The 12,969-nt window shown below is 61.0% G+C and carries 14 protein-coding genes; 9 read left to right on the plus strand and 5 right to left on the minus strand.

Features of this window, described 5'->3' with window-relative positions:
* Positions 1–2: 2 nt before the first annotated feature.
* The 3 genes from AM571_RS19490 to AM571_RS19500 are packed head-to-tail and all read left to right on the plus strand — an operon-like array spanning position 3 to position 1,537.
* The gene (locus tag AM571_RS19490) at positions 3–764 is read left to right on the plus strand and encodes a heme ABC transporter permease (RefSeq protein ID WP_074062817.1); all 762 of its coding nucleotides are present in this window, start codon (positions 3–5) and stop codon (positions 762–764) included.
* Positions 765–767: 3 nt separating this feature from the next.
* Positions 768–935 (plus strand): heme exporter protein CcmD, encoded by a 168-nt coding sequence (gene ccmD, locus AM571_RS19495; RefSeq protein WP_074062818.1) that lies wholly within the window; start codon positions 768–770, stop codon positions 933–935.
* Positions 932–1,537: a DsbE family thiol:disulfide interchange protein gene (locus AM571_RS19500; protein ID WP_074062819.1), complete on the plus strand. Its 606-nt coding sequence runs from the start codon at positions 932–934 to the stop codon at positions 1,535–1,537. Before ccmD ends, AM571_RS19500 begins: the two co-directional genes overlap by 4 nt.
* Here AM571_RS19500 and AM571_RS19505 read toward each other — a convergent pair.
* The 5 genes from AM571_RS19505 to dapF form a co-directional block, all read right to left on the minus strand.
* The gene (locus tag AM571_RS19505) at positions 1,534–2,121 is read right to left on the minus strand and encodes a DUF2585 domain-containing protein (protein WP_074062820.1); all 588 of its coding nucleotides are present in this window, start codon (positions 2,119–2,121) and stop codon (positions 1,534–1,536) included. The genes AM571_RS19500 and AM571_RS19505 overlap by 4 nt on opposite strands.
* A complete protein-coding gene (locus tag AM571_RS19510; protein WP_074063369.1) occupies positions 2,118–2,762 on the minus strand; it encodes a septation protein A in 645 nt (214 codons plus the stop codon). Before AM571_RS19510 ends, AM571_RS19505 begins: the two co-directional genes overlap by 4 nt.
* A 63-nt stretch (positions 2,763–2,825) precedes the next feature.
* Positions 2,826–4,394 (minus strand): signal recognition particle-docking protein FtsY, encoded by a 1,569-nt coding sequence (gene ftsY, locus AM571_RS19515; protein WP_074062821.1) that lies wholly within the window; start codon positions 4,392–4,394, stop codon positions 2,826–2,828.
* Between the two features lie 16 nt (positions 4,395–4,410).
* Positions 4,411–5,685 (minus strand): tRNA (N(6)-L-threonylcarbamoyladenosine(37)-C(2))-methylthiotransferase MtaB, encoded by a 1,275-nt coding sequence (gene mtaB / locus AM571_RS19520; protein WP_074062822.1) that lies wholly within the window; start codon positions 5,683–5,685, stop codon positions 4,411–4,413.
* A complete protein-coding gene (gene dapF, locus AM571_RS19525) occupies positions 5,682–6,587 on the minus strand; it encodes a diaminopimelate epimerase (RefSeq protein ID WP_074062823.1) in 906 nt (301 codons plus the stop codon). The genes mtaB and dapF overlap by 4 nt, the downstream gene beginning before the upstream one ends.
* 287 nt (positions 6,588–6,874) lie before the next feature.
* On the opposite strand from dapF, the gene AM571_RS19530 reads away from it, so the two are divergent.
* From AM571_RS19530 to trmD, 6 genes are all read left to right on the plus strand, one after another.
* Positions 6,875–8,836 (plus strand): elongation factor G, encoded by a 1,962-nt coding sequence (locus AM571_RS19530; protein ID WP_074062824.1) that lies wholly within the window; start codon positions 6,875–6,877, stop codon positions 8,834–8,836.
* 396 nt (positions 8,837–9,232) lie between these two features.
* Positions 9,233–10,807, plus strand: coding sequence for a signal recognition particle protein (gene ffh, locus AM571_RS19535; RefSeq protein ID WP_074062825.1), 1,575 nt, complete (start codon positions 9,233–9,235; stop codon positions 10,805–10,807).
* Positions 10,808–10,823: 16 nt separating this feature from the next.
* Positions 10,824–11,144, plus strand: a complete 321-nt coding sequence (locus tag AM571_RS19540) for a chorismate mutase (RefSeq protein ID WP_074062826.1) — start codon at positions 10,824–10,826, stop codon at positions 11,142–11,144.
* Positions 11,145–11,194: 50 nt separating this feature from the next.
* The gene (rpsP, locus tag AM571_RS19545; protein WP_074062827.1) at positions 11,195–11,563 is read left to right on the plus strand and encodes a 30S ribosomal protein S16; all 369 of its coding nucleotides are present in this window, start codon (positions 11,195–11,197) and stop codon (positions 11,561–11,563) included.
* Positions 11,564–11,681: 118 nt separating this feature from the next.
* Positions 11,682–12,251, plus strand: a complete 570-nt coding sequence (gene rimM, locus AM571_RS19550; protein ID WP_074063370.1) for a ribosome maturation factor RimM — start codon at positions 11,682–11,684, stop codon at positions 12,249–12,251.
* Between the two features lie 7 nt (positions 12,252–12,258).
* Positions 12,259–12,939 (plus strand): tRNA (guanosine(37)-N1)-methyltransferase TrmD, encoded by a 681-nt coding sequence (gene trmD, locus AM571_RS19555; RefSeq protein WP_074062828.1) that lies wholly within the window; start codon positions 12,259–12,261, stop codon positions 12,937–12,939.
* Positions 12,940–12,969 lie beyond the last annotated feature (30 nt).

Consider the following 12,969-nt stretch of genomic DNA (forward strand, 5'->3'; position numbering starts at 1 on the left):
TCATGAACGAAACAAGCCTTGCCATCAGCAAATTCAGCGATCTCGCCAATCCGACGCGGTTTCTGGCGCTGGCGCAGCGCACCATCCCGTGGATGGCGGCGGCAACGGCGCTCTGTCTGATTGTCGGATTGTACCTCAGCTTCTCGACGAAAGGCGACTACCAGCAGGGCGAAACCGTCCGCATCATGTATCTCCACGTGCCTTCGGCCTGGCTTTCGATGATGTGCTACACCGTGATGACTATTTCGGCGATCGGCACGCTCGTCTGGCGCCATCCGCTGGCCGATGTCTCCGCCAAGGCCGCCGCACCACTCGGCGCTGCCTTCACTCTCCTTGCATTGGTCACCGGTTCTCTCTGGGGCAAGCCCATGTGGGGGACCTGGTGGGTCTGGGACGCGCGGCTGACGTCGGTCTTCATTCTCTTCCTGATGTATCTCGGCCTGATTGCGCTGAACCGCGCCATCGATGATCCGTCAAGGGCCGCCCGTGTCACCGCGGTTCTGATCCTCGTCGGGTTCGTCAATATCCCGATCATCAAGTTTTCGGTCGACTGGTGGAACACGCTGCATCAGCCTGCAAGCGTCGTGCGCCTCGCCGGCCCCGCGATCGACCCGGAGTTCCTGCGCCCGCTTTTCGTGATGGCGATCGGCTTCACGCTGCTCTTCTTCACGCTGCACGTCATGGCGATGCGCAACGAAATCTGGCGGCGCCGCGTTGCCGCCCAGCGCCGTCTGGCCGCGCGGCTGGCAAGCCGTGAGGATTGACCGATGACGCATGCCTTTTACGTTTACAGTTCCTATGGGTTCGCCGCTTTCGTCACCATCGCCGTGACGCTGTGGATCTGGGTGGACGGGCGCGCGCGGCAAAAGGAACTGGCGGCCCTCGAAGCTTCGGGTATCCGCCGCCGTTCGGCGCGTCCGAAGGATAGCCAATGAGCACGCCGCAGGCAGATCGACCAAAACCGCGCGGCTTTGCCCGTTATGCGCTGGCATTGATCCCGCTCGTGGTTTTCGGTGGCATTGCCGCGACGGCAGCAAAGATGCTTTACGATCAGGATTTTCACGGCAAGAACATTTCCGAGATTCCTTCAGCGCTGATCGGCACCAAAGCTCCGGCATTGAACCTGCCACCGCTGGAAGGGTCAAATCTGCCGCCGCTGACGGATAGTGCGATCAAGGGCAAGCTGACGCTGGTCAATGTCTTTGCCTCCTGGTGCCTTCCTTGCCGGGAAGAGCATCCAATCCTGACGGAACTGGCAAAGGACAAGCGGCTCAACATCGTCGCGATCAACTACAAGGACAAGAACGACAGCGCGCTGCGCTTTCTCGGCGAGCTCGGAAACCCCTATGCAGCAATCGGTGTCGATCCGAATGGCAAGGCGGCGATCGACTGGGGCGTCTACGGCATTCCTGAGAGTTACCTGGTCGCCACCGACGGCACGATCCTCTATAAACGCGTCGGCCCCTTCGACGATGTCAGCCTCAAGGAAGGCCTCTATCCGGCAATGGAAAAGGCGCTCGGGAAACCGGTTTCCTAGACCGCACTTTGCCAGGCCTTGACCGCCTCGACTGGAAAGATCAGCATCAGCACGTTGAGCGTCAGGTTGTCACGGATCATGTAACCCGTAAAGATCTCGAAAAAGAAGGCGATGGCGACTGTGAGCGCGATCGGAGCGCGGGCAGCGAAGAAGAAGCCGGCGACCATGAAGACGGTGTCCATGGCCGAGTTGAGGATACTATCGCCGTAATAATCGAGGGAGATCGTCGCCGCGCGGTAGCGCTCGATGATGATCGGCGAGTTCTCGAGCAGTTCCCAGCCGGATTCGACGACAAGCGCCAGAAGCAGGCGCACGGCGATCGGCCTGTTGCGTAGCACCAGATGCGCCAGCCCATAGAACAGGAAACCGTGAATGATGTGGGACGGCGTGTACCAGTCCGAAAGATGCTGGGAATTGCCGCTCGAGTTGACGACGCCTTCCCACAGCTTGACATAGCCGCAGGAGCAGATCGGCGTGCGGCCCATCAGGTACTCGGCAGCGATCTGGAGGATCAAGACCGCCAGGCAGGCCGCGAACCAGAAATTCTGATGTCTCGCTCTTTGCGCTGCACTGAACGCCGTCACTTCTCGGTTTCTCCTGCAGGAGTTATCGAATGCTTCATGATGAGCGGCATCTGCGCCATGGTGAAGATGATGGTGATCGGCATCGTCCCCCAGACCTTGAAGGTCACCCAGAAGTCATCGGAAAAATTGCGCCAGACGGCTTCGTTCAGAACGGCAAGGAACAGGAAGAAGATGCCCCAACGAACCGTCAGCTTGCGCCAGCCTTCAGCGTCGAGCTGAAAGGCCGCGTTGAACACGTAGCCGAGCAGCGACCTGCCAAGGGCAAGCCCGCCCAAAAGAGCGACACCGAACAGCGTGTTGACGATCGTCGGCTTCATTTTGATGAAGGTTTCGTTCTGCAGGTAGATCGATAGCGAACCGAAGATCAAGACGACGATGCCTGACACGAAGGGCATGATCGGCAGATGACCGAGGACGAGCTTGGAAACGACGAGCGAGACGATCGTCGCCGCCATGAAAAGTCCCGTCGCCACGAAGAGCGGCCCGCCGAGTTCCGACAATGCGGGGAATTGCTCGACCAGCCAGGCGCCACGCAGATTGGCGAAGAAGAAGATCAGCAGCGGCCCGAGTTCCAGCGCCAGCTTCAGCATCGGATGGTGGCGGTCGGCGGCGCTGGGGGTCATATCGCTTTCAGTGGTCATGTATTCGTCAAACCTGTTCGTCGTTTGCATGGGCTTGCGCGCTGTTGCGGCTTATCTGTGGCATCATTGCCCAAGCCCGGCAATGGCATGAGCGAAATCCTCGGCCTCGAAGGGCTCCAGATCGTCTACGCCTTCGCCGACGCCGATGAAATAGACCGGCAGCTTGTGCTTTGCGGAGATCGCAACAAGGATGCCGCCCCTCGCAGTACCGTCGAGCTTGGTCATGATCAGGCCGTTGACGCCTGCAATATTGCGGAAGATTTCGACCTGATTGAGAGCGTTCTGGCCGGTGGTCGCATCCAGCGTCTGCAGCACCGTGTGCGGGGCGTCGGGATCGAGCTTTCCGAGCACACGGACGATCTTTTCGAGCTCCGCCATCAGCTCCGCCTTGTTTTGCAAACGACCGGCGGTATCGATGATCAGCACGTCGCACTTTTTCGCCTTCGCCTGCTCGAAGGCATCATAGGCAAGACCTGCGGCATCCGCACCAAGCTTCGTGCCGATGAATTCCGACTTCGTGCGATCGGCCCAGATCTTCAACTGCTCGATCGCCGCGGCGCGGAAAGTATCGCCCGCCGCCACCATGACCTTCAATCCGGCACCCGAAAGTTTCGCCGCCAGCTTGCCGATCGTCGTCGTCTTGCCGGTGCCGTTGACGCCGACGACGAGAATGACATGGGGCTTGTGGGTGAGATCGAGCTGCAAAGGCTTTGCGACCGGCTTCAACACTTTGGCTATTTCCGATGCCATGATGCGGCTGACATCCTCGCCGGTCACATCCTTGCCATAGCGCTCTGAGGCGAGCGTATCGGTGACGCGCATGGCGGTTTCGACGCCGAGGTCGGCTTGTATCAGCAGGTCTTCGAGATCCTGAAGCGTGTCGTCGTCCAGTTTGCGCTTGGTAAAGAGCGCGGAAATCTGGCCCGTGAGTTGCGACGAAGTGCGCGCCAGACCGGCGCGCAGACGCTGGAACCAGGTGAGCTTAGGGTAAGGAGCAATCGGCTCCGCCTCGGTGGTTTTCGCAGTGGTTGCAAAGCCCTTGGGAAGTAGAGGTTGCGTCTTTGAAGCATCCTCGCCATCTGCGTCACGCAAAGGAGCATCCTCCGCTACCCCGCCGGGCGTCTCCCCCCCAAGCAAGGAGATTGGCTGGGGAGGAACGGTTTGGCCTTCCTCGGCCGCCCCTGAAATCTCTTCGGGACGAATATCCGTGACTTCATCATGAGAAGCATCAAAAACCGGCGCCTCGTCCGCCGCCTGATCTCCCGAAGAAACTGAGGGGGGTGTCTTTGCCGTGGGCGTTTCTTTGGCTGGCGTTTCTGGCTCGGCTTCAGCCTCTGCCTCCAGCAGCGACAGTGGTATCACACCAAGATCGCCAATCTGGTAGGCGGCCGGAAGGATCGCCGCATCTTCGGCGTCTTCGGAGGGCTCGACAGCGTCCGCAGCCGGGGCGGCGCCCGCGATATCCAACTGTTCCGGAAAAGCGGGATCGCTTGCAAGCGGCAGGTGTTCCTCGTGCGAATGCGGGCCTGGTTCGGCTTCGAGAACCTTTGTCTGCGAAGCCTCCGGCGCCTGCTCTTCCGCCGGCTTTTCCTTGCCGAAGGTGAAGACCTTTTTGATGAAGCTGAGCGCCATGGGGAATTCCGTGAAATCAGGCCGCGTCGGCGGCTGTCAATTGCATGTCGAGATGTTTGCCATTATGGCCGGTGATGATTGCCTCGACGAATGAACGCGGCCGAAGATCGGGGACTGCGACAAGCGTGAAGTTCTCGGTATGTGCAAGCCCGTTGTTTTCCACAAGCAGCCTTTGGCGCGTTCCGACCATCTGATCCAGATGGGACTGATGAAGCTGATGTCCAGTAGCACGAAGCCTTACCGCACGATCCTTGACGATCGACCGGTCGATCTGCGGCATGCGGGCTGCCGGCGTACCTGGGCGAGGGCTGTAGGGGAAGACATGCAGATGGGCGACCCTGGCTTCTTCCGCCAGGCTTGCGGCATTTTCGAACATCTCTTCGGTCTCGGTCGGGAAACCGGCGATCATATCGGCGCCGAAGCACATGTCTGGACGCAGACGGCGAACCTGATCGACGAAGGCAAGCGCATCGGCGCGTGAATGCCGCCGTTTCATGCGCTTCAGGATCATGTCGTCGCCATGTTGCAGCGAAAGATGCAGGTGCGGCATGAAACGCGGCTCATCGGCAACCAGATCGAACAGATGCTTGTCTGCCTCGATGCTGTCGATCGACGACAAGCGCAGTCTTCGAATGTCCGGCACCTGCTTCAGAAGCGTCTTGGCAAGCAGCCCGAGCGTCGGCTCGCCGGGTAGGTCGGCGCCGTAACTGGTGGCATCGACGCCCGTCAGCACGATCTCGCGGTAGCCGCTATCGACGAGATTGCGCGCCTGATCGACTACGGCACCCATGGGCACGGAGCGGGAATTGCCGCGGCCATAGGGAATGATGCAGAAGGTACAGCGATGGTCGCATCCGTTCTGCACCTGGATAAAGGCGCGCACATGCCCGTCGATATGCTTCACCATCTGCGGCGCCGTCTGGCGCACGCTCATGATGTCGTTGACGCGCAGCTTCTCTTCGGCGCCCACTCCGAAATCGGGCAGGGCACGATATGAGAAGGTGTTGAGCTTCTCCTCGTTGCCGAGAACGGCGTCGACCTCGGCCATTTCTGCGAAGGTCTGCTTTTCGGTCTGGGCCGCGCAGCCCGTCACGATGATGCGCGCATGCGGATTTTCGCGTCGTGCCCGGCGGATGGCCTGCCGCGCCTGACGCACGGCCTCGCCTGTGACGGCGCAGGTATTCACCAAAATGGCATTGTCGAGCCCGGCCTTTTCCGCCTCCGCCCGCATCACTTCGGATTCGTAGGTATTGAGACGGCAGCCGAAGGTGATGACCTCAACGCCGCTCACTGCGCCTCGGCCTCCTGCGCCTGATCGCGCGCCCACGAACCGCTGGAAGGGTCGAGCGTACCGGACCATTCCCATTCGGCAGGACCGGTCATGATCACGTGGTCGTCGCCGTCGCGCCATTCGATCGACAATATGCCGGGCGGCTTGGCGCTGGCGACATGAATCTCGACCCTGCGGCCGGTGCGGCCCGTGCGGGCAGCGCTGACAGCGGTTGCGCAGGCAGCCGAACCGCAGGCAAGCGTCAAGCCCGCACCGCGTTCCCATGTGCGTGTCGTGATCGAGGTCGGCGAGGTGATTTGCGCCAGCGTGATATTGGCGCGCTCGGGAAACATCGGATGATTCTCAAGCAACGGCCCAAAGCGCGCAAGATCAAAGGACATCACATCCCTGTCGACCCAGAAGACGGCGTGCGGGTTGCCCATCGACATGGTGGAGGGCGAATGCAGGACCGGGCTGTCGATCGGACCGATTTGCAGTTCAATGCGGCTGGTATCGTGAAATTCTTCCGCGAGCGGGATCTTGTCCCAGTCGAAAACAGGCTTGCCCATGTCGACCGAGATCGTACCGTCGTCATGCTCGACGGCATTGAGGATGCCTGCCACCGTCTGGAAAGTGAAAACCTTCTTGCCGGTTTCCGCAGCAAGAGCCTGCACGACGCAACGCGTGCCATTGCCGCAGGCTTGCGCCTTTGATCCATCGGAATTCAGGATGTCGATCCAGGCATCGGTGCCTTGAGCCCTTGGGTCGTGGATCGCCATGATCTGATCGAAGGCCGTGTCCGGATGGGCATTGAGCGCAATTGCAGCAGCAGGCGTCACCTTGTCTGCGCGGCCGCGCATGTCGACAACCAGGATCTTGTTGCCAAGCCCGTTCATCTTCGCGAATTCGACCGTTGCGCTCATAGGCTCATTCCGTGTCCATTTTGGCTGTATATGGCCGAAACGCGCGGGAATTACCAGTGGGTGCGGGCAATGACCAGTCGGCGACGCTTCGCTGCCCGGCTCTTTTTCGCCGGTCGAATCGCAGGAAGCGCCGGCATGACAGACGCCATGCTGCCGGCACCGATGTCTGGACAGTGGCCGGCCGCCGCCTCGAAGATTGAGAAAAGTCGCAATGGCCTAGCACTTTTCGTCGGTTGAAGGCATTCTTGACAATGGGATGCGTGTTCTTGGCAAAGGGAGGATAGCCGATGCGCTGCTTCACGGTACTTGGACCCTCGCAGACGGGAAAGTCGACGCTCGTCGCAAAGCTGGCTTCGCTCGAAGGGACACCGAGAAAGTCCCTCTCTCCATACGGATCGAGCCTGACGGAATTCGAATTCGGAAGCGAGGGATGGTGTGCGCTGGACACGCCCGGCGCCAACGAGGCGCTGGCTCTCGCCCAGGATTCGCTTCTGGCAAGCGATGCCTGCATCCTGTGCGTATCGCCGGCGCCGGACGAGGCAGTGCTGGCAGCACCCTATCTTCGCGCCATCGAAGCTTCGGGAACGCCCTGCATTCTTTTTGTGAACCGGATGGACGAGCCGCAGGGGCGCCTGCGCGATGTCATCGCCGCCCTGCAGGCCTATTCCAGCCATCCCCTCGTCCTGCGGCAGATACCGATCCGCGATAGCGATATGGTGGTCGGCAGCTGCGACCTGATCTCGGAGCGCGCCTGGCGCTATCGGGAAGGCCAGCCTTCGGCCCTCGTCGAACTGCCCGAGAGTGCAGTTGCGCGCGAGCACGAGGCACGTTCCGAACTGCTGGAACAGCTTTCCGAGTACGATGACTGGCTTCTCGAGGAACTGATCGAAGATCGCGAGCCGGCAAGCGATGCACTCTTTGCCATCGCCTCGCGGATCCTGAAGGAAAACAAGGTCATTCCCGTGCTCTTCGGCGCAGCATCCCACAGCAACGGCATCAAGCGGCTGATGAAGACGCTGCGCCACGAAGCGCCGCCTGTTGAAGCCCTGCGGAGCCGGCTGGCTGCCACCGCCAGCGTGGATGAAACGGCATTGGCTGCCGTGAGCTTCCACGCCTACTACCGGCCGAGCGTTGGAAAGACGACTCTCGTTCGTGCGCTTGCCGACGGACTGAAACAGGGCGCTGCGCTGGCCGGCGCCAGTCTCGGGTCGGTTCAGGAGGGAGGAAACGGCCGTCCCCTTGCCGGCGGCAACTCGGCGCGCGGCAGGATTTTTGCCGCAGTCAAGTCAGATCACCTGCCCGCACCCGCCTTGCTGACAGCGGCCGAGGCTTTTGCACCGCCCGCTTGGACGACGCCGCCGACGCCGATGCTCGAACGCATCCTTGTTCCGGGCACCGAGCGCGACGAAACGAAGCTGTCGGCGACGCTGGCAAAGCTTGCCGAGACCGATCGCGGCCTGAAGGTGATGCAGGAGGAGGGAACAGGCGCACAGTTGATCTGCGCGCAAGGACCGATGCACCTGCGTGATCTGCGCAGGACCCTGTCGGAGGTATTTCGCGTCGAAGTCACGGATCGATCGCCGAACCCGATCTATCGGGAAACGATCTCAAAGCCCTCGAACGTCCACTATCGTCACCGCAAGCAGACGGGTGGCGCGGGGCAGTTTGCAGACGTGCAGCTGAGTGTGCGTCCCAATGAACGGGGGCAGGGCTTCACCTTCGGCGAGACGGTCAAGGGCGGCACTGTGCCCCGCAACTACATTCCCGCGGTGGAGGCCGGCGCCCGTGAAGCCATGGAGAAAGGCCCGCTCGGCTTTCAGGTGATCGATGTCGACGTGACGCTCACGGACGGCCAGTACCATTCCGTCGACAGCTCCGACTTCGCCTTTCGGGCAGCGGCACGCATGGGCGTGCGGCAGGCGTTGTCAGAGGCAGCGGCTGTGCTGATGCAGCCGGTGGTCCGGGTCGAAATCCATATTCCATCCATCTTCTCTGGCAGCATGGTGGCGATCGTCTCGGCACTCAAGGGCCAGGTGCTCGGCTTCGATCGCGATGAGAGCGCCAAAGGATGGGATGTCTTCCGGGCACTCGTTCCCGGTGGGGCGCTCGACGAACTGGCCCGCACGTTGCGCTCCGCTACGCAAGGAATCGGATACTACACCAAAGCCTTCGATCACTTCGAGGAGATCTACGGCAAAGAGGCCGACGCAATCATCAACGCACACGGTTCGGGATCGCACCCGAACTGAAGCGCCACGTGGCAATCTTGCCGGCCGGGACGCGATCTCACCTTTTGTACACACAATGAAATCCATGGGGGTGAATTCGTTGCAGGCTTTTGACGGTATCGCTTGAGATTACACGAGCGGCTCACCAGTGCTTTGGAGCCGGCAATGCGGTCAATTGTCGGGATTGTCTTGACTTTGTCCCTACTTTCCTGTTTACCGCCGCTCAATCTATGACGAGCTTCAAGACTCGAGCCGCCGACCGGGACCCGACAAGGTATAAAGAGATCCCGGAGGTCCACACCCGACAGCGCGATGCGCCCTCGGGTGCTTTTTGGCTTTGCGTCTTGTTTTCGTCACGGAAAAGCACGACGTTTCCGGGCATATCATTCCTGCCCGAAACGTATCAAGGAAGAGCCGATGTTTGAAAACCTCCAGGACCGTCTTGGATCCATTTTGAATGGACTGACAGGCCGTGGCGCGCTTTCGGAAGCCGATGTTTCCGCAGCGCTGCGCGAGGTTCGCCGCGCATTGCTGGAAGCCGACGTTGCACTCGATGTCGTACGCTCCTTTACCGACCGCGTACGCGAAAAGGCCGTCGGCGCAGAGATTTTGAAGTCGATCAAGCCCGGCCAGATGGTCGTAAAGATCGTTCATGACGAGCTGATCGAAATGCTGGGCGGCGAAGGCGCCGGCGTCGATCTGCACGCTGCTGCCCCCGTCGTGATCATGATGGTCGGCCTGCAGGGCTCCGGCAAGACGACGACGACGGCCAAGATCGCCCTCCGGTTGACGGCGCGCGAGAAGAAGAAGGTGCTGATGGCATCGCTCGACACGCGCCGTCCGGCAGCGCAGGAGCAGCTTCGCCAGCTCGGCGCCCAGACCAGTATCGATACGCTTCCGGTCATCGCTGGCCAGTCGCCGACAGATATCGCCGCACGCGCCGTTCAGGCAGCAAAGCTCGGCGGCCATGACGTCGTCATCCTCGACACCGCCGGCCGTACGCATATCGATGAGCCCTTGATGGTCGAAATGGCCGACATCAAGAAGAAGTCGAACCCCCATGAAATCCTGCTGGTCGCGGACTCACTGACCGGTCAGGACGCCGTCAATCTGGCCCGCAATTTCGACGAGCGCGTCGGCATCACCGGCCTCGTGCTCACCCGCATGGACGGCGACGGCCGCGGCGGTGCGGCTCTCTCCATGCGCGCCGTCACCGGCAAACCGATCAAGCTGATCGGTGTCGGCGAAAAGATGAGCGAGCTGGAAGAATTCCATCCCCGCCGTATCGCAGACCGTATTCTTGGCATGGGCGACATCATCTCGCTCGTCGAGCGCGCGGCTGAGAATATCGACGCCGAAAAGGCGGCCGCCATGGCCGCCAAGATGGCCAAGGGTAAGTTCGACCTCAACGACCTCGCCGACCAGCTGCGCCAGATGCAGAAGATGGGCGGCATGGGCGGCATCATGAACATGATGCCCGGCATGGCCGGCATGAAGGACAAGATGGCATCCGCCGGTCTGAATGACAGCCTTTTCGGGCGCCAGCTTGCGATCATCTCCTCGATGACGAAGGCCGAGCGCGCCAACCCGGACATTCTCAAGCATTCCCGCAAGAAGCGGATCGCTGCCGGCTCCGGCACCGAGGCTGCCGACATCAACAAGTTGCTCAAGATGCACCGCCAGATGGCGGACATGATGAAGATGATGGGCGGCAAGGGCAAAGGCGGCATGATGAAGCAGCTGATGGGAGGTCTTGCCGGCAAGATGGGCCTCGGCGGCATGGGCGGGATGCCTGATCTTTCGAATATCGACCCCAAGCAGCTGGAGGCACTTCAAAAGCAGGCCGAGGCGGCAGGTCTTGGGAAGCCGGGTGGGGGCATGCCTGGTTTAGGTGGCGGTTTGCCGGGCGGCTTGCCAGGCCTTGGCGGCGCAAAGCTACCGGGTCTCGGCGGTGGTTTTCCGGGTCTGCCCGGATTGCCGAAGAAGAAGTGAAAGGATCGCCTGCCTGATGATTGATCCGGACGTCAAAGCCCAGCTTTCGAGCTACCGTCAGTCGATCGACAATATCGACGCGGCGCTCGTCCACATCCTGGCCGAACGCTTCCGCTGCACCAAAGAGGTCGGCGTTTTGAAGGCCAAGTACAAGTTGCCGCCGGCCGATCCGGCGCGCGAGGAATACCAGATCGCCCGTCTTCGGCAGCTTGCCGAAGATGCGCATCTGGATCCGGATTTCGCCGAGAAGTTCTTGAACTTCGTCATCACGGAAGTCATCCGGCATCATGAGCAGATCGCTGCGGATCACGCAGAGCGCGGCGCCGCAGCAAAATGAACCAACACCGCCTCACGAAGCGGTCAAGAAAAGCCTAAGGAGTAAATGACATGGCACTGAAAATTCGTCTCGCCCGCGGTGGTTCCAAGAAGCGCCCGTATTATCACGTCGTTGTTGCCGACGCCCGCTCGCCGCGCGATGGCCGCTTCCTCGAAAAGCTCGGCTCCTGGAACCCGATGCTCGCCAAGGACGACGCAAAGCGCGTCGAACTGAACGCCGAGCGCGTCAAGCACTGGCTCGACAACGGCGCGCAGCCGACCGACCGCGTTCTTCGCTTCCTCGACGAGGCCGGCGTTGCAAAGCGCGAGGCCAAGAACAACCCGGAAAAGGCCAAGCCCGGCAAGAAGGCCCAGGAACGCACTGCCGAGAAGGCTCAGAAAGCTGCCGACGCAGCTGAAGCCGCCGCTTCCGCAGAATAATTTCGGGGTCATATCCCGATCCGACGGGCGGCATGGCGACATGCCGCCCGTTTTCATTTTCATTCCGGCAGACTTCGTTTATGAGAAGCCAGATTTGCGGCTTCACATGAAGGGCCCCATGACAAAGCTTGAAAAACCCGTACTGATGGCAACGATCGGCGGCGCGCAAGGCATCCGTGGCGAAGTGCGCGCCAAGGCTTATACGGCCGATCCGACGGCACTTGGCGACTATGGTCATTTGCACAGCATGGACGGGCGGTCCTTCGAGATCCTCGAAATCCGCGAGATGAAGAATGTCGTCGTCGTTCGCTTCCGTGGCATCAACGACCGCAATGCGGCCGAGGCGCTCAACGGCCTGGAACTCTATATCGAACGCGACAACCTGCCAGACGACGAACTGGAGGAGGACGAATTCTTCTATGCCGATCTCGAAGGGCTGGAGGCCGTGGACGACAAAGGCGTCAGCTACGGCACCATTACCGGCGTCTTCGACTTCGGCGCGGGCGACCTGCTGGAGCTCAAGGGGCCGGGCAAGCGCCCCGTGCTCATCCCCTTCTCCGAAGCATCGGTTCTCGAAATTGATCTCGAGGACGGCACGATCCTGATCGATCCGCTGGCAGCGGGCCTTGTCGATGATCCGCAGGAAATCTCCAAGCTCGCCTCCGGCAAGCCGAAGAAAAAGAAGTGAGATTGCCATGGGTTTCCGGGCGACCGTCCTGACACTCTATCCGGAGATGTTTCCGGGGCATCTGAGCTATTCGCTCGCCGGCAAGGCGTTGGAGCGCGGGCAATGGTCGCTGGATAGCGTGCAGATCCGGGATTTTGCGACCGACAAGCACCGCACCGTCGACGACACGCCGTCAGGCGGTGGCGCCGGCATGGTGCTGAAGCCGGACGTTTTGGCGCGGGCGATCGACAGCACTTGCCAGGACGATGCGCGTCCGCGGCTCTTGATGAGCCCGCGCGGCAAACCGCTGACGCAGGAACGTGTGCGCGAGCTTGCAGCAGGCCAGGGCGTGATCATCGTGTGCGGCCGTTTCGAAGGTGTCGATCAGCGGGTGATCGACGCGCGGGCGCTTGAAGAAATTTCGATCGGCGATTACGTGCTTTCGGGAGGCGAGCCCGCCGCCTTGGTCGTTCTCGACACGATCGTGCGCATCCTGCCGGGTGTCATGGGCAATGATCTTTCGGGTCTGCATGAGAGTTTCGAAGGCGGTTTGCTGGAGCATCCGCACTACACCCGGCCGCAGGAATGGGAAGGCCGCGAAATTCCAGCGATCCTAACCTCCGGCAATCACGGCGCCATCGAGAGGTGGCGACATGAGCAGGCGGTTGCCTTGACAAAGGAAAGGCGGCCGGACCTTCTGAAGGACTGAAAGCCGCAAATCCGTGCCTCCGCCTTATAA

The organism is Rhizobium etli 8C-3 (assembly GCF_001908375.1).
Classification (GTDB): domain Bacteria; phylum Pseudomonadota; class Alphaproteobacteria; order Rhizobiales; family Rhizobiaceae; genus Rhizobium; species Rhizobium etli_B.